Here is a 15,438-nt window from a genome sequence, read left to right on the forward strand (position 1 = left end):
CGGGGTAACGCACCCGACATAGTTGGCGCATGTCCGATTCCGGCCTCGACGACGACACCCCGTTCACCCGCCTGGTGTTCGAGCTGAACCTGATCGCGCGCCACCTCCCGACCGCCCCGCGCCGACCCGGTTTCCAGCTCGACCGCTCGGCGTTTCTCATCCTCACGCGCCTGGAACTCGACGAGCCGCTGAGCCTGCGTGAACTGTCCGAGGCGTTCCAGCTCGACATCTCCACGATCAACCGCCAGGTGGGCGCGATGCTCAAACAGGATCTGGTGGAACGGGTGCCGGATCCCGACGGCGGGGTCGCCCGCAAAGTCCAGGCGACCGCCCAGGGCAGGGCCGCGCTCGCCGCCGATCAGCGGCACCGCGCCGCCGGGATCGGCGCGGTCGTGGCCGACTGGGACGCCGACGACGTCGCCGAATTCAGCAGACTGATGGGCAAATTCAATCGCTCGGTCGAGCGCATCGAGCGCAATCCGTGGCCGAGACCGCCCCGAAAGGACCACGAGGCGCGCTAAGCTGCGCCGCGTGGTCACTCAACGGTCTTCCCGCCCGAGCTGGCTGGCCTGGGACAACTACTTCGTCGGCGTCGGCGGACTGGTCCTCGGCCTGTGTTTCGGCGTCTGCGCCGCGCTGATCGCGGGGCCAGGCCGCAACCTCGCGGCAATTGTCCTCGTCGTGCTTGCCGCGCTCTGCGTCCTGCCCGCGCTGCTGCGCGCCCTGGCCGAGCTGGAGGTCCTGCTGCGGCTGGTGCTGCTCGCGCTCGGCTTCACGCTGCTGCTGCCCGCGATCCTGGTGAGCGCGGATGTGCGCGACTGGGCGGCCGAACGCTGGGAAAAGGCCTGGAAGAAGGGCTAGATGCGCGGCACCGCGAGCAGCAGCTGGATCGTCTTCTGGAGGAACTGCGCCGACTGCCAGGTCAGGTAGGCACCGGCCGCGCCCGCGGCACCGGCGGCCGACGAACCGGAGGCGGAACCGGACGCGGATCCCGTCGCCAGATCGGCCGATCCGGAGGCCGAACCCGAACCCGGCACACCGGGAAGCGCGGCGGCCGGCGCGGCCGCACCCAGCAGGCCGATGGTCACCGCGACCCCGATCAAGGCCACCCGCACGGCAAAAGGCTTGGACGTCTCACGACCCGACAACATCAGTTACGACCCACTCTCCGAAAAGCACTGCGAATACGCAGTATTCACGCCGACAGCACCCAATGCGCCCGATTCGCACGGATTGACCGTCGCGCGGGCTTCTCGTGGTGAATTGTTCGGCGAACCATCCCGACCCGTGTTCATTCTCCGCCGTGCGGGAACGGTTCGACAGACCGCGGATCTCGGGGCATCGGTGGTGTCGCTGACATACCGAACGCCGGGCCGTGACGTGTTCGTCTCGGCCCGGCGTCAGGTGCGACGGTGGCACCGGGGTGCGCCACCCTCACAGTGCCCGGAGTCGGGCGCGTGTCGCGTCGCGGCGCGTCAGCGGCGGCGACGGGCGTCGCGGCGGGTCTCGCGCGCGGCGTCCGCCAGGTGGTCGCGCGCCGATTCGGCGAGGTGGGCGCCACGGTCCAGGGCCGTCTCCACGAGGTGGGCGCCACGGTCGCGGACGGTGTGGCCACGGTCGCGGGCGAGTCCGTTCTCGCGCGCGAGTTCGGCCAGCCGGGCGCTGGTCTCGCGTGTGGCGTCGCCAACTCGCGGGCCACGGTCCTTGGCGACCGCGGCCAGATGCGAACTACGGTCCCGCACAGCCTCGCCCAGCTCGGGCCCACGATCGCGCGCGATGTCAGCCAGTCGCGAACCGCGCTCCCGCACCGCTTCACCGAGCTCCGGGCCGCGCTCCTTGGCGACCTCGGCCAAGCGCGAACCCCGTTCGCGCACCGCCTCACCCAGCTCCGGACCGCGCTCCTTCGCGACCTCGGCCAGGTGGGAGCCGCGCTCGCGCACCGCTTCGCCGAGCTCCGGCCCACGGTCACGCGCGATGTCCGCCAGGTGCGCGCCGCGTTCCCGCACGGCCTCGCTCAACTGCGGGCCGCGCTCTTTGGCGACCTCCGCCACCTGCGCGCCGCGCTCCCGCACCGCCTCGCCCAGCTGCGGGCCACGTTCCTTGACGACCTCGGCCAGCTGCGCCCCACGCGACTTGGCGGCCTCGAGCAACACTGTGCCCTCGTCGCGGGCCTGTTCGGCCAGGCTCGGGCTGCGGTCGACCAGCGAATGCACCGCGCGCCTGCCCCGCCAGCCCAGCGACGGCTTGCCCTCGGTGTCGGCGGCCGCGATCAGCAGCCCGCCCAGCAGGCCGAGGTCCTTGAGGAAGCCGACCCGCTTGGCCGCCTTCCGGTCCGGATCCGTCTCGGCCCAGAAATCCTGTTCGGTCACGGTGCCCGGTACCACGGTCGCAGCCAGCACGAACGCGGCCGGTCGCGGCGCCCGCCCGCTGAGCAGCAACAATCCGCCGGCGATCTGCGCGACGGAATTGATCTGCACAACCCGGCTCGGATCCTCGGGCACTTTCGCGGCCAGCGCGTCCGGCAGATGCTCGCGCCCCTGATCGGCCAGCGCGCTCGCCGCCGCGAACCGCGGTTTCGGATTCATCAACCCGTTCACCCCGCCCGCCACGAACGTGGTGGCCAGCAGTGTGCGGGCGACCCGCCGGAGAGGTTTGATCGGCATCGTCAGCTCCCTTTCGTCCACGACCTGGGAAAACGGCTCCCCCTCTCGCCTACCCGGTCCCGGGGTGCACAAACAGCCGCTACCGTCGATCCGGTGTCCGACACCACCGTCCGCTCCGCCTACAGCGCGATCCACGAGCTCTACATCGACCTGTTCGGTTCGCCGACCGACATCGACCCCGAAGACACAGCCTTCGTCCTACGCCACCTCACCGAGGGCCCCGTCCTCGATCTCGGCTGCGGCCCCGGCCATTTCACCCAGGTCCTGCACGCGGCCGGCCTCGCGGCCACCGGCATCGACCTCGTCCCCGAATTCGTCGCCCACGCCCGCTCCCGATACCCCGACATCCCGTTCCGCGTCGACTCGCTGCGCACCCTCGACGCACCGTCCGAGACCATCGGCGGCCTGCTCGCCTGGTTCTCCCTCATCCATTTCACCCCGGCGGAGCTCCCCGAGATCCTGTCGGAATTCCACCGGGTCCTGGCCCCGGGCGGCCGCCTCGTCCTCGGCTTCTTCGATTCCGACGAGCAGGTCGAGGTGTTCCCCCACAAGGTGACCGACGCCTACCGCTGGCCGGTCGAGGCCCTGTCCGAACTGCTCGGCGCCGCCGGATTCACCGAGCTCGAGCGGAGCCGACGTCCGAGGGTCGGCGATGCGCGAACGTACGCTGTGCTCGCTGTCGAGCGGGGTCGTGAGTAGGTAGGCCGCCGTCGAGTGCCGCGGAAGCGGGCCTCTCGGTCGTGGCAGGGGCGTCGCCGGTGCGGCCCCTTGGGTACTCAGCGCTCGGCGCGCCGCAGTTCTCCTGGGTCGCAGCTCTCGCGGGGCGTCGCTCTCGCGGGCGCGGCTCTCGCGGGGCGTCGCTCTCGCGGGGCGCGCGCGGCGAGTTCTCCGGATCATCGCCTCTGCGCAGCAGGGTGACGGTGAGCTTTCACACTCGACTCGAGTGGCAGCGAGCCCGGTGCGCTGTCGACGCGAACGATGCATGGCCCCGTGCTCGTTGCCCTACCGCCCACGCTCGGTTGCCCTACCTCCCGTGCCTCCTGCCCTGTTTCGGCGAAGACGCCAGCGCCGCGCAGGACGCACTCGGAGTCGGCTCAGGCGGCGAGGGCGAGTCCGGAGCTCTCGACCCGGTCGGTGGCGTCAGCTCGGTTGACCAGGCGGGCGATGGCATCGGCGACCTGGGCCGGCTGTTCGAGGATCACCGAGTGGCCGGCACCCTCGATCAGCACGAAGTCCGCGTAGTCGACCGCGGCGGCCATGGCGATCGAGTGTGACGGGGGCGTCATCAGGTCGGCCGAACCGCACAGGATCAGGGTGGGGATGCGGGAGAGCGCGGACAGCGCGTCGGTGCGGTCGAAGGTCTTGAAGGCGCTCAGGAAGGTGGCCATGGTGACGATCGAGGTCGCGTTGTGCATCGCCTCCGACAGTGCGAGCACCCGCGGGCTGACCTTGCGATCGCCGAACTCAGCCGCGCGCACGACCGGCGCGAACACCTTGCAGGCCAGCATCTTCGCGCGCTGCATCAGCCGCGGCGCGGTGCGCACGGCCGCCTGGAACACGGAGATGATCGGGTTGCGCAGCAGCCGTCCGAAGCCCGCGTCGGCCAGCCCGTTCGCCGCCGTCGCGACCAGCCCGACACCGACGATCCGGTTGCCCACCTCGTGCCGATACCGGTTGACATAGGTCAGCACCGTCATGCCACCCATCGAATGCCCGACCAGCACCACCGGCCCCGTCGGCGCGACAACGTCGAGTACCGCGTGCAGGTCCCGCCCGAGCTGCTCGAGGTTGTAGGTCTCCCGCGGCGCCACCGCCGACTCCCCGTGCCCACGATGGTCGTAGCAGACCACCTTGGCGCCCGCGTGCTCGCGCAGCAGCGCGTCCCGCACATCGGTCCACGACTCGGTCCGCAGGCAGTGCCCATGAATCAGCACCACCGTGAGCTCAGCCCGCCGCGCACCGTACTCCCGCACCGCCAGCTCCACCCCGTCCTCGGTCGACACCGTGACCCGCCGCTCCCCCGAGCGGGCGATTGTGCTGATCGACATCGGTGCCTCCTGTCCACGTGCGGTAACAGGATCAACTCTCCACCGAATCGCCACCCCTTATCAGGCCCCCGAGTGCTCGTCCCCACCCCCTCAGGGTGCGCAAAACCCCACCCTGGTGTACCGCCCACACGCCCCGCGGCCACGGTCCCCGGCATGTTCAATATTTAGCGGCGTTCAACAAGAGTGAAAATTCGTGGAGACCGAACAGGAGGATCAATCCAAATACTCGAAGACTTCTTCTCCCGGCCGCCACACCATCCACTGATGGTCTGAAAACCCCGAGAGATACGCGATCTCCGGCGTCTGAATCTCGTCGGCACCGGGCCGGAAGACCAACGCCATCGACTCGAACTCGATCGAGAACCCGATCCCCTCCCCTTCGGTGGTACCGATGACCTTCTGAGAGATCAGCTGCCGCAGCGCATCCGAGTACCCCGCCATCCCCTCTCGCAACGACTCCCCCGCACCGACCACGACCGGCCAGACATCGCAGTTGAGCCGGGGCTGATCATCCGAACTGTCCGAATCGAAGTGAAGCTGAACATAGTCCATCACGAACTGCACCGAATACAGCCGACACCCGACAAGCCGCCCCAACAAGTCATTGAATCCATACCACGTCGCACCCACCACACAGATCTACCCCACGACCGCCCCAACTGACGACCGCGTTCGCAACGACTACCGTCCCGAGGCATGCACAAGTTCGCGGTCGGATCCACGGTGCAACGACGCGAAGTACTGCACGACCGCGTGTGGATGACGATGCCGGTTCGCGTGATCGCCGACGACGATGTCCTCGCCGTCTGGATCGAGGACGGCACTCCCCTCGTCTCCCAGCCGCACCCGATCGGCCCACACCCATGGTCGGCCCGAGACCGGTGGACCGGCTGCAGCGTGCTCCAGCTCTACCGCCCGACCGACGCCTATTCGGTGTGGGCCTTCTTCCGCCAGAAGCGAATCGACCACTGGTACATCAACTTCGAAAGGCCGCACACTCGCGGCCGAAACCACTTCGACACCTGCGATCACGGCCTGGACATCGTCATCCGGGACGGAACCTGGCGCTGGAAGGACCGCGGCGACGTAGCGAAACAAGTCGCCGAAGGCCGCCTCACCCCGTCAGAAGCCGAAGCGGTCTGGCGCGAGGCCGATCGCGTCGCCTCCGCGTTGGACCGAGGCGACCGCTGGTGGGCTGCGCGATGGTCCGGTTATGAACCGGGCCCGGTCAGGCGAGGCAGATCAGGAAATCTCTGACGTTGACGCTGGGAGGAAGAATCCAGGGCAGGCAGGGTATCGCGGAGAAGCCCGCCATGGCTTCGTGCCGTTGTTCCGCGGCGGGGACAGACGCCGGTTCGGCCGCGGCCACACCCGTCCCACCGGTGAGGACACAGGCGGTCGCCAGAGCCGCTGCTGGCAACACACTCGATTTCTCGGTCATGACAACCTCGCTGTCGTAGTACCGGAAGTTCGAACACCCGTTGATCCGTGGCAACTGTACGTCGCCGAATCGCCAGCAGGAACGGTCTCGAGGTTGGAATGTCGCGGACGGATGACACACCGTCCGCGACGTTCTCCCGACTGTGCCGCTAATTCACGGAGCGGGCATTCACTTCGACAAGAATTCTGTCCGGGAGTTCACAGTAGATCAGCGTTCCCCGGTTGCCGGTGATCACATCACTGACGTCGAGTCCGTGCGCTTCGGCCCGAGCCTTTGCATCGTTGACCTCTGCGACGGTGTCCACGTAGAACCCGAGATGGAACCCACGCGGATATCGATCACCCTCGTTCTTCATGCGTTGCAAGACGAGGACGAAGTCCGCTCCATCCGACAGAATCGCCATCGACGACGAACGCGGATTCGAGAGCAGATCGAGCCCGAACACTTCGACGAAGATTCGCACCGAGGCGTACATGTCGGACACTTGCAGGTCGAGATGATTGAGCCGCATGTCAATTCCCTTTCAGGCAGCACAAATACACTGTCTGATGAAGGAACACGCCGAGATTCGGCGATGGGTTCCACCGCATCGCGATGGTGACCGGGGCTCACCCAAACCGGTCCGCCTCTTTACATCGCTACGACCGTATCACACCGATACGCAACGAACCCGCGCCAATTAACCTCAGATGCAACGGGTTACACGCTTACACGGATCACGATCCCGAACTCGAATCCGTACGCGGCGCCGACCGACAGATCCCGCCGAGAACGAACGCGGTACGGCGGTCGTAGTCCTCCCGCACCGGTCGCCCGCCATGCTTGAGAACGAGGGCATTGTCGAGAGTCAGCGCATGGAAGTCAGCCGGCGTGAATCCTTCGACCAGGACGCCCGCGGCGCGCCCTTCCTCGACCAGCTCCTCGTGGAAGGCTCCCGCGACATGACACAGCGCCATGAGCTGCTCCGCGCCGGGGAATTCCTGCAACAGGACGTCGTTGACGGCAGGTACCCGGAACTGGAGATCCCGGATGGCGCCGACATAGCGACAGATCCGCTCGCGCACGCCGGTGACGGCTCGCGCGGCCTCGATGATGCCGAGCAATTCCGCGGCGACGACCTCGTCGATCACGGCGTCGATCAGCCCGACCCTCCCACCGAACCTGTTGAAGATCGTCGCCTTGCTCACCTCGGCAGCCGCGGCGACCGTCTCGAGCGGGGCGGCGAGCCCCTCCTCGCGAAAGACCCGCACCGCGGCGCCCCGGATCCGGTCGACATTGCGGCGGGCATCCGTGCGAAGCGTCGACGAAGACCCGGCGTCGGCAACCATCGCCCACCTCCCTGCTCGACTCAAACTTGACCTACCTGGTCAATTTACTGCAAGATGGCGCCGGACCGGAAGTTGACTCGGGAGGTCAACTTATTGCGTGAGCTCGCCACGAACTACTGACCTCTATGAAAGGGCATCTCCATGATCATCGTGACCGGAGCGACGGGCGCCCTCAACGGGGCAACGGTCGACCATCTCCTCGCGCGGATTCCCGCCGCCGACATCGGCGTCAGCGTCCGCGACCCCGAACGCGCGAAACATCTCGCCGACACAGGGATCCGCGTGCGGCGCGGAAGCTATGACGATCCCGCGGCGCTGCGTCACTCGTTCGCGGGCGCCGAACAGGTGCTCCTGGTCTCCTCGAACGACATCACCGCCGACGTCGTCGCCCAGCACCGGAGAGCGATCGATGCCGCGGTCGCCGCCGGAGCCCAGCGGATCCTGTACACCAGCGCCCACGGGACCGGCTTCGACTCCCCCTACCCTCCGCTCGGGATTCACGCCGCCACCGAGCAGCACCTCGCAGCGTCAGGTGTCGCATGGACCGCGTTGCGCAACGGCTTCTACGGCGACCTCGACCAACTCCTCGGTCCGTGGCAGCAGACGGGGGTGATCGCCAAACCAGCCGATGGACCGTTCTCCTGGGTGGATCGACGCGATGCCGCGGAGGCGGCCGCGGTGATCCTCACCAGCGATCACTGCTTCGACGGCCCCATCGATCTGACCTTGCCCACGCCGGTCACCCTCACCGACTTCGCCTCGGCGGCATCCGAACTCAGCGGCCGCACCATCGACCGCGTCATCGTCGACGACGAGAAATGGGTCGCCGACGAGATGGCGAAGGGCACCCCCGAGCCGGTCGCCCGCTTCACTCTCTCGATGTTCCAGGCGACACGAACCGGCCATTTCGCCAAGCCCGACCCCACGCTCTCCCGACTCCTCGGCCGACCACCGCGCAGCATCACCGAACAATTGTCCAGCCGATGACCGCCGACCGCACGAGGTTGAACGGGAACGCGACTACCCGTTGAAGCGGAACTTTATCGCGTTCGGGCGGAACTGGATGTCGCCGAGCGGAAGCTGTCTTCACAGCGCACAGGCAGCGCCTTCGGCGAACTCCTCGCCACCGGCAATCCATCGCCAGCCCTCCTCCGCCCGAGCGCTCATCCGGGAAGCGCTGGAGCGACCTGCGGGGGCGGCATACGGAAACCCGAACCGCTACGGAGTCGGCATTCCATGGAGAGTCGTCCGGTAGTCGTACACCAAACCCATCCGACTCTGCCACTCATCAACCAGCCCCATGGCAGTCTCACATGCCCATCGAGCGCACCCGGCCGCGAGCGCACTGTTCGGATACCAGGGCGCACCGATGGACTGTCGGTTCGCCGTGACGCGAGGTTTCAGGTCCTTCTCCAACTTGTGCGCGGACGCAACGTCCTGAGTTTTGGGCATGAAGTGCACCAGGGCGTTACGTAATTCGATGAGCACGCCAACAGCTTGCGCCGGACCGCTACCGGTATCGAGAGGCGTCTCACCAGCGCACAGCAGCGCGAGTTGGTACTTGCGTAGCACGGGCATACCGCGCTCGACGGGAACAGCTCCACCCGTCCAGAACTGAGCCATCTGATCGACAGCGGCGGCGATGACTCCGTCAGTACGGTACTTGCTGTCACCAGGCTCGGCGGCGTCAGAGAAGGTCTCGTTTACAAACGCTTCCAGGAACGCCACGGCCGACAGAACCGCGTTGATCGCATCGGCACGATGCCCAAGGTCCACATTGATCTCGCCGGCCGCGACCAGCTCCGTTTCGCGTTCGTCGCACATCCGGGCAGACCGCAGTGCCGACCAAAGGTGTTGTACCGCCAGGTAATTCCGACGGTGACCGTCGCCGTGAATGCGAAGGCGGCCGCCTCCGCAGCAGCCTGAACGACCACGGTAGCCGAACCGTCTTCGCTGTTGACTGAGGTCGCTTCGGAGGTTTCGTCGGTTGGTTCCAGCTCGTCACTCATGGCCATTACACCTCCACTACTTGGCAACCGCCTTGCCGCCTGTTGTTTGAAACCGAAATTCGGTCTGATCAGCCTCTTACGGAAGGTGGAACGTGGCTCCCTTTTCCGCTACGTCGCGCAGCGGCTGGGGTGCCGGAATTGCCGCGTTCGGGTTCCAATCGAATTTGATCGAGGCTGTGCCAATTGCCTGATCCCATGCTCGCTCCGGCATGAAAGCGGCGAGCGCCGTAATCCATCTGTATTTGGGATTCGGCCAGATCCTTTCCGCGAACATTGGCAATACCCAGTCCCAGCGGAGTCTGTGGTGCCCCAACCCTAGAGCGATGATATTCGGCAGACCGTCAACGGTTTGGCGACGCTTCCGGTCCAGCGCCTTCCTCATGGAAGTCGCGACTTCATCGATCGCGCGCTCATCGAACAACGGATGAACCGAGAACCCGAAGGGCTTCTCGACGCCCCCAATCGCACCCATGCCCAAACCCTCAGCCATTTGTGAACTTCCCGCCAGCTCCGCAAAAGACGCGAAGACAGGGAACTCGGCCCACTCCAGAGTTGCATCGCCGCCAGACAGTTTGACCGTTGCCTCCCCGGCGGAATGCCTCATCGTCTCGACTACACCGGAGCTTGCAATCGCCTCGATGTCCGCACCTTGCACATGAAGCGGTAAGCCAAGTCTGACCTGACGTCCGAGCCCTGCACGCCGAAGGCGAGCCCCCAGCCTGACCGAGATTTGCTCTTGGGCCGCATCCCAATCCCTCAGTGATTGCCAGTGCCATACGGTGACCTCGATCGCGATATCACCGCTTGGCAGTCGGATTCCAAAATCCGGCGACTTCGGCTGACTGGGGGAGCCGATCTGCTCGGCGGGGACCATAGGCTCGTAAGACAAGGGGCTCATGGCATGCGAAAGAATGAAGGCTACTTCCAGTTCGGCCAAGTTCTCCATGTAGACGCTGGCAGTCATCTCCGTGAACAGCCTCCTCACCTTTTCGTAGAAGATCGGCTCGGACCGACTAGTTACGTTGCGGGCAAGGTGGTAAATGATCCTTGCGATGTAGATGAGGTAGCAAGCTGTCTGTGTGCCTTGCTGGGTCCACCAGACTCGGAGTGGTCCAACCGGATTGGCTGGCCAGCCTTCAATTTCGAGTCTCCGGAAGAGGTCTCGATACAGACCCCGGGCACCTTCGAGGTCGTTCGCTCCGAAGCGGGTTCCCTCAAGATCCGGGGTTATCTCGAAGAATCCACGAGGCTGATGCTCCTGGACACTGCCGTCGTCACTCAACGCTGAGACCCTCCACCCGCTATTTGTTGGCAGCGGCCTTGCCACCTGACGTTATTTGAAAACGGAACTCCACGACGTCGCCGTCGGCCATGCCGTAATCCTTGCCCTCCATGCGGACCTTGCCCGCCGCCTTGGAGCCCGCTTCCACCAGGTCGTCGAAGGCGACGAGCTCGGCCTTGATGAAGCCGCGCTCGAAGTCGGTGTGGATGACGCCGGCGGCCTTGGGCGCCGTGTCGCCCTGGTGGATGGTCCAGGCCCGGGCTTCCTTGGGGCCCGCGGTGAGGTAGGTCTGCAGGCCGAGGGTGTGGAAGCCCGCGCGGGCCAGAGCGTGCAGGCCGGGCTCGGTCTGGCCGATGGACTCGAGCAGTTCAGCCAGCCGCTCAAGCCGGCGGGCGGCTTACAGCTCACTTGTTGTGGTCGCGGTCTCGAGTGCGTGCAGCGCTACGTAGCGCTGCCGCTGCGTAAAAGCCGAACCACGACCAACACCATTGTGCGGCAATGGATCGACGAGTTGTCGATGCGTTGGATCGCCGGGTCGTGTCAGCAGGAGGACCTGATACGTCCCGCCGGTCCAACCGGCAGACCGTGACTCGTCGATCACACGGGCGATCTTCCGGTCCATCAGATCAGAGGAGGCACGAAGTCGATCCGCAGAGGCCTCCGACCAATCGACGTTGTCACGCCGATGTTGAATACGCGGGATATCAACCTGGACACAGGAGTCGACGTAGAAGGCGAGACGGTCGACGGGCCGAAAGAATCGACCTGGCTGACATACATACGCGAAGCTTCGCTGATACAGCGGCCAGGCATCTTTCGCGGCCACAACAGCCGTGTCAGCAACTGCGATTGGACGCTTCGCGTACTGATCCATCGCGGTGCTCACCTCCCGCAGCCACTTGGCCGCCGACACATCGATGAACCCTGCGACCTCTAGAACTCGGCGGATCTCAAAAGGAACGTCGACATTCAACAAGCTGTCGTGATGCGCCAGCCGGTTCCGGAACTTGCGGACACCCTCGACGGCGGCTGCGAGTTGCTTGCGCTGGCCAGTCGAGTAGGGGAACGCACGATGAAGGCAGTCGCGCCAGAGTTGTTCGTACTTCCGACCGAGCAGGCCGGACCAGAATCCGAAGCTGAGACCCGCCACGATCTGGTGACGCGACTCGCGATTCATCGGACGTAGGCGCATTCGCACCGTGTCGACGGCGACGGACAGGTCAGCACCGTCCGGGACCGGCATCAGGAACCACGGGATGCCTGTCGTAGCCTCATCGAAATGGGCTCGAAGCTCTCGATCGAGAGCATTGCGAAGCAGCACCTCGAGATGCCCGACCACCTCGAACGACACGGCCGCGGTTCGGCTCGACCATGCGTAGAGCTCTAGAGCGGCTACCCGGTCACCATCAGCAACCCTGAGAAACGGGTCGAGCCTGTGCTCGGACAGCAGGCCCCACACATCGGTCGCGACATAGTCCTCTGGCACCCGTGGATGCTATCCTGTTGAGGAACGCCCCAGTGTCGCCTCTGAAGCAATTCATGCGCCTGGGGCTCCTTCAATTCACCCCAGGCGCAACGGATTACACGTTGAAGCGGAACTCCACGACGTCGCCGTCCGCCATGACGTAATCCTTACCTTCCATACGAACCTTGCCCGCCGCCTTGGCAGCGGCCATGGAACCCGCCTCGACCAGGTCGTCGAAGGCGACGAGTTCGGCCTTGATGAAGCCGCGTTCGAAGTCGGTGTGGATGACGCCGGCGGCCTTGGGGGCCGTGTCGCCCTGGTGGATGGTCCAGGCTCGGGCTTCCTTGGGGCCTGCGGTGAGGTAGGTCTGCAGGCCGAGGGTGTGGAAGCCGGCGCGGGCCAGGGCGTGCAGGCCGGGCTCGGTCTGGCCGATGGACTCGAGGAGTTCGAGGGCGGACTCGTCGTCGAGTTCGAGGAGTTCGGCTTCGACCTTGGCGTCGAGGAAGACGGCGTCGGCGGGGGCGACGGCGGCCTTCAGCTCGGCGACCTTGGCCTCGTCGGTGAGCACCGACTCGTCGGCGTTGAAGACGTAGAGGAACGGCTTGATGGTGAGCAGCGACAGTTCGCGCAGCAGCTCGCCGTCGACCTTCTTGCCCGCCGCGAACAGGGTGGTGCCCTCGTTCAGGAACTCCTGGGCCGTCTTGGCGGCGTCGAGCAGGGGCTTGCGGTCCTTCTTGACCTTGGCTTCCTTCTCGAGGCGCGGAATGGCCTTCTCGAGGGTCTGCAGGTCGGCGAGGATGAGCTCGGTTTCGATGACCTCGATGTCGGCGGTGGGATCGACGCGACCGTCGACGTGCACCACGTCGTCGTCGGCGAACACGCGCACCACCTGGCAGATGGCGTCGGCCTCACGGATGTTGGCCAGGAACTTGTTGCCCAGGCCCGCGCCCTCGGAGGCGCCCTTCACGATGCCCGCGATGTCGACGAACGACACGACGGCGGGGACGATCTTCTCGGAACCGAAGATCTCGGCCAGCTTGTCCAGACGCGGGTCCGGCAGCGGGACCACGCCGACGTTGGGCTCGATGGTCGCGAACGGGTAGTTCGCGGCCAGCACGTCGTTCTTGGTCAGCGCGTTGAACAGCGTCGACTTTCCGACGTTGGGCAGGCCGACGATTCCGAGGGTGAGGCTCACGAGGATCAGAGTCTACGCGGTGCGCACGGTCACGAGACCACCGGAACCCGCCCCGCACGCGCGGAGCGGGTCGACGGCGATCACGGGACCAGGACGACCTTGCCCAGGTTGGCGCGCTGCTCGATGACGGCGTGCGCGGCGGCCGCGTCGTCGAGGGCGAACTCGGCGTGCACGACGGGGTGCAGCAGGCCGGAGGCGTAGTACTGCCACACCTCCTGGCGCAGGTCCTCGTAGCGGGCGGGGTCGCGCTGGGCGAGGCGGCCGATGCGGAAACCGGACAGGGTCTTGCCGCCCGCGAGCAGGTCCTCGGTGTCGATGGGCCCGCCGCCGGTGCCGTAGGTGACCACACGACCACCCTCGGCGAGCGCGCCGAAGGTGGCGCCGAGGCCGGTGCCGCCGACGCCGTCGAGGGCGAAGTCGGCCTGCTTGGCGGTGAGCAGCTGGTCGTAGGTGACGACCTCGTCGGCGCCGAGGCCGCGCACGAAATCGGCCTTGGCCTCGTCGGACACGGCGGCGACGACCCACCCGGCGCCGCGCACGCGCGCCAGCTGCACGGCGAGGTGGCCGACACCACCGGCGGCGGCGGTGACCAGGGCGGTCTCACCCTCGCGGGGCGCGGCGGTGTCGAGCGCGCCGAGCGCGACCAGACCGCTGCGCATCAACGCGACGGCGTCGACGGCGGACGCGCCGTCGGGGATGGCCGAGGCCTGATCGGCGGGCAGCACGACGTACTCGGCGTACGCGTCGGCGCACAGGCCGACGACGCGGTAGCCGGGGGCGTACCCGTCGACGCCGTCACCGACCGCGACGACCTCACCGGCCACCTCGGCGCGCAGCTGCTGGGGCACCTCGGCGCTGATCCGCCGGATCGCCGACAGGGTGACGCCGATCGCCTCGACCTTCACCAACAGCTCACCCGGCCCGGCGACAGGCATCTCGGCCGCGACGACCTCGAGCACCTCCGGACCACCGCTGCGCTCGTACCGAACTCGCCGCATGACACCTCCTGAGAATGGGACGAAGGGCAAACGGTAACCGGCGAAGTGCGCGTTCCCACAGCTCTCGGGCCCGGTGAGTGCTACATCTCACCGCGACGTTTCGAACGCGGAGAGCACTTTCACGCTGGTCGCCGGCACCCTTCCCGGCGTAGCGTTACGGCTATGGAGGCGTCCACGGAGGTGGTGACCGCGGCTCCGGCGCCGCTGCTGCGCGCGTTCATCGACCGCTACATCGGCTACCGGCTGACCGGCTTCGAGCCCGGCCTGCACCGGGGCCTGCCCTCACGCCACATGACCTTCATCGTGGCCGTCGGCCCCACCATCGACGTCATCGAGCAGACCGACCCGCGCCAGGCCCCCGGCAACTACCGGTGCGTGCTGAGCGGTCTGCAGGCGAGTCCGGCGATGATCGCGCACACCGGCTTCCAGGAGGGGGTCGCGATCGAGTTGACCCCGCTGGGCAGCCGGGTGCTGTTCGGGATGCCCGCCAGCGAGCTGTGGGACGTTTCGATCGAATGCACCGACGCCCACCGGCATCTCGGCGACCAACTCGCCGATGCCGTGCAGTCACACCAGGATTGGCCGGGCCGCTTCGCCGCCTGCGACCGGGCGCTCACCGCGGCCGCGCGGACGGACACCCTCGCCGGACCCGAGATCACCTGGGCCTGGCGCGCTCTCGTCGGCAGCGGCGGCACCTGCGAGATCACCCCGCTGGCCGACCGGATCGGCTGGAGCCGTCAGCACCTGACCCGCAAGTTCACCGCCGAGTTCGGCGCGAGCCCGAAACTGGCGGCCAGGATCATCCGCTTCGAACGGGCGCGGCGCATGCTGGCGAGCACTCCCTCCTATATCTCCATCGCGCAGGTCGCCGCCACCTGCGGCTACTACGACCAGGCTCACCTCAATCGCGACTTCGCCGAGCTGGCCGGTTGTGCCCCCACCACCTGGCTCGCGGAGGAGATTCCATCCGTCCAAGACCCGGACGCCGAGGAAGCGCGAGGCTGAGGAC

At 66.7% G+C, this 15,438-nt stretch carries 17 protein-coding genes and 1 pseudogene; 6 read left to right on the forward strand and 12 right to left on the reverse strand.

Annotation, left to right across the window (positions count from 1 at the left end; genetic code table 11):
* The first annotated feature begins 29 nt into the window (after positions 1–29).
* Positions 30–521 carry a MarR family winged helix-turn-helix transcriptional regulator gene (locus DFR69_RS07315; protein WP_110036635.1) on the forward strand — a complete coding sequence of 164 codons (492 nt, stop codon included), beginning with the start codon at positions 30–32 and terminating at the stop codon, positions 519–521.
* Between the two features lie 10 nt (positions 522–531).
* Positions 532–861: a hypothetical protein gene (locus DFR69_RS07320; RefSeq protein ID WP_110036636.1), complete on the forward strand. Its 330-nt coding sequence runs from the start codon at positions 532–534 to the stop codon at positions 859–861.
* On the opposite strand, the gene DFR69_RS07325 is transcribed toward DFR69_RS07320, so the two are convergent.
* The gene (locus DFR69_RS07325; protein ID WP_110036637.1) at positions 858–1,115 is read right to left on the reverse strand and encodes a hypothetical protein; all 258 of its coding nucleotides are present in this window, start codon (positions 1,113–1,115) and stop codon (positions 858–860) included. The genes DFR69_RS07320 and DFR69_RS07325 overlap by 4 nt on opposite strands.
* Before the next feature lie 360 nt (positions 1,116–1,475).
* Positions 1,476–2,663, reverse strand: a complete 1,188-nt coding sequence (locus tag DFR69_RS07330) for a DoxX family membrane protein (RefSeq protein ID WP_110036638.1) — start codon at positions 2,661–2,663, stop codon at positions 1,476–1,478.
* Between the two features lie 93 nt (positions 2,664–2,756).
* On the opposite strand from DFR69_RS07330, the gene DFR69_RS07335 reads away from it, so the two are divergent.
* On the forward strand, positions 2,757–3,362 hold the full coding sequence (locus DFR69_RS07335; RefSeq protein ID WP_110036639.1) for a class I SAM-dependent methyltransferase: 606 nt from the start codon (positions 2,757–2,759) through the stop codon (positions 3,360–3,362).
* Between the two features lie 395 nt (positions 3,363–3,757).
* Here the strand turns inward: DFR69_RS07335 and DFR69_RS07340 are convergent, their stop codons facing one another.
* Together DFR69_RS07340 and DFR69_RS07345 are read right to left on the reverse strand one after the other, a co-directional pair.
* Positions 3,758–4,711 carry an alpha/beta fold hydrolase gene (locus tag DFR69_RS07340; RefSeq protein ID WP_110036640.1) on the reverse strand — a complete coding sequence of 318 codons (954 nt, stop codon included), beginning with the start codon at positions 4,709–4,711 and terminating at the stop codon, positions 3,758–3,760.
* 213 nt (positions 4,712–4,924) lie between these two features.
* A complete protein-coding gene (locus tag DFR69_RS07345) occupies positions 4,925–5,275 on the reverse strand; it encodes a hypothetical protein (protein ID WP_208643921.1) in 351 nt (116 codons plus the stop codon).
* A 132-nt stretch (positions 5,276–5,407) separates the two neighbouring features.
* Between DFR69_RS07345 and DFR69_RS07350 the strand changes: the two genes are divergently transcribed.
* Positions 5,408–5,968, forward strand: coding sequence for a ribonuclease FAU-1 family protein (locus tag DFR69_RS07350; protein ID WP_110036642.1), 561 nt, complete (start codon positions 5,408–5,410; stop codon positions 5,966–5,968).
* Positions 5,969–6,300: 332 nt separating this feature from the next.
* Here the strand turns inward: DFR69_RS07350 and DFR69_RS07355 are convergent, their stop codons facing one another.
* Both DFR69_RS07355 and DFR69_RS07360 read right to left on the reverse strand, forming a co-directional pair.
* A complete protein-coding gene (locus DFR69_RS07355) occupies positions 6,301–6,663 on the reverse strand; it encodes a VOC family protein (RefSeq protein WP_110036643.1) in 363 nt (120 codons plus the stop codon).
* A 205-nt stretch (positions 6,664–6,868) separates the two neighbouring features.
* Entirely contained in the window at positions 6,869–7,480 is a 612-nt protein-coding gene (locus tag DFR69_RS07360; RefSeq protein WP_110036644.1) for a TetR/AcrR family transcriptional regulator, read from the reverse strand.
* Between the two features lie 141 nt (positions 7,481–7,621).
* Between DFR69_RS07360 and DFR69_RS07365 the strand changes: the two genes are divergently transcribed.
* Entirely contained in the window at positions 7,622–8,467 is an 846-nt protein-coding gene (locus DFR69_RS07365; protein WP_110036645.1) for an NAD(P)H-binding protein, read from the forward strand.
* 231 nt (positions 8,468–8,698) lie between these two features.
* Here the strand turns inward: DFR69_RS07365 and DFR69_RS07370 are convergent, their stop codons facing one another.
* The 6 genes and pseudogenes from DFR69_RS07370 to DFR69_RS07395 all read right to left on the reverse strand — a co-directional run bounded on the left by DFR69_RS07370 (position 8,699) and on the right by DFR69_RS07395 (position 14,429).
* The gene (locus DFR69_RS07370) at positions 8,699–9,304 is read right to left on the reverse strand and encodes a hypothetical protein (protein ID WP_110036646.1); all 606 of its coding nucleotides are present in this window, start codon (positions 9,302–9,304) and stop codon (positions 8,699–8,701) included.
* A 261-nt stretch (positions 9,305–9,565) separates the two neighbouring features.
* Positions 9,566–10,771 (reverse strand): hypothetical protein, encoded by a 1,206-nt coding sequence (locus DFR69_RS07375; RefSeq protein WP_146229212.1) that lies wholly within the window; start codon positions 10,769–10,771, stop codon positions 9,566–9,568.
* Between the two features lie 19 nt (positions 10,772–10,790).
* Positions 10,791–11,153 (reverse strand): annotated as a pseudogene (locus DFR69_RS07380) (DUF933 domain-containing protein); the annotation flags it as partial.
* A gap of 15 nt (positions 11,154–11,168) precedes the next feature.
* Complete coding sequence (locus DFR69_RS07385) at positions 11,169–12,257, reverse strand: hypothetical protein (protein WP_244198133.1); 1,089 nt, start codon at positions 12,255–12,257, stop codon at positions 11,169–11,171.
* Positions 12,258–12,351: 94 nt separating this feature from the next.
* Entirely contained in the window at positions 12,352–13,431 is a 1,080-nt protein-coding gene (gene ychF, locus DFR69_RS07390) for a redox-regulated ATPase YchF (protein ID WP_110036649.1), read from the reverse strand.
* An 80-nt stretch (positions 13,432–13,511) separates the two neighbouring features.
* Entirely contained in the window at positions 13,512–14,429 is a 918-nt protein-coding gene (locus DFR69_RS07395) for a quinone oxidoreductase family protein (protein ID WP_110036650.1), read from the reverse strand.
* Positions 14,430–14,591: 162 nt separating this feature from the next.
* On the opposite strand from DFR69_RS07395, the gene DFR69_RS07400 reads away from it, so the two are divergent.
* Positions 14,592–15,434, forward strand: coding sequence for an AraC family transcriptional regulator (locus DFR69_RS07400; RefSeq protein WP_110036651.1), 843 nt, complete (start codon positions 14,592–14,594; stop codon positions 15,432–15,434).
* The last annotated feature ends 4 nt before the right edge of the window (positions 15,435–15,438 follow it).

Source organism: Nocardia neocaledoniensis (assembly GCF_003182135.1).
In the GTDB taxonomy this organism is placed as follows: domain Bacteria; phylum Actinomycetota; class Actinomycetes; order Mycobacteriales; family Mycobacteriaceae; genus Nocardia; species Nocardia neocaledoniensis.

Excerpts from the sequence above, each read along its gene's own strand:
- DFR69_RS07340 (WP_110036640.1), bottom strand. The coding sequence starts at position 4,711 with ATGTCGATCAGCACAATCGCCCGCTCGGGGGAGCGGCGGGTCACGGTG.
- DFR69_RS07315 (WP_110036635.1), top strand. The coding sequence starts at position 30 with ATGTCCGATTCCGGCCTCGACGACGACACCCCGTTCACCCGCCTGGTG.
- DFR69_RS07395 (WP_110036650.1), bottom strand. The coding sequence starts at position 14,429 with ATGCGGCGAGTTCGGTACGAGCGCAGCGGTGGTCCGGAGGTGCTCGAG.
- DFR69_RS07355 (WP_110036643.1), bottom strand. The coding sequence starts at position 6,663 with ATGCGGCTCAATCATCTCGACCTGCAAGTGTCCGACATGTACGCCTCG.
- DFR69_RS07365 (WP_110036645.1), top strand. The coding sequence starts at position 7,622 with ATGATCATCGTGACCGGAGCGACGGGCGCCCTCAACGGGGCAACGGTC.
- DFR69_RS07350 (WP_110036642.1), top strand. The coding sequence starts at position 5,408 with ATGCACAAGTTCGCGGTCGGATCCACGGTGCAACGACGCGAAGTACTG.
- DFR69_RS07330 (WP_110036638.1), bottom strand. The coding sequence starts at position 2,663 with ATGCCGATCAAACCTCTCCGGCGGGTCGCCCGCACACTGCTGGCCACC.
- DFR69_RS07370 (WP_110036646.1), bottom strand. The coding sequence starts at position 9,304 with ATGTGCGACGAACGCGAAACGGAGCTGGTCGCGGCCGGCGAGATCAAT.
- DFR69_RS07400 (WP_110036651.1), top strand. The coding sequence starts at position 14,592 with ATGGAGGCGTCCACGGAGGTGGTGACCGCGGCTCCGGCGCCGCTGCTG.
- DFR69_RS07360 (WP_110036644.1), bottom strand. The coding sequence starts at position 7,480 with ATGGTTGCCGACGCCGGGTCTTCGTCGACGCTTCGCACGGATGCCCGC.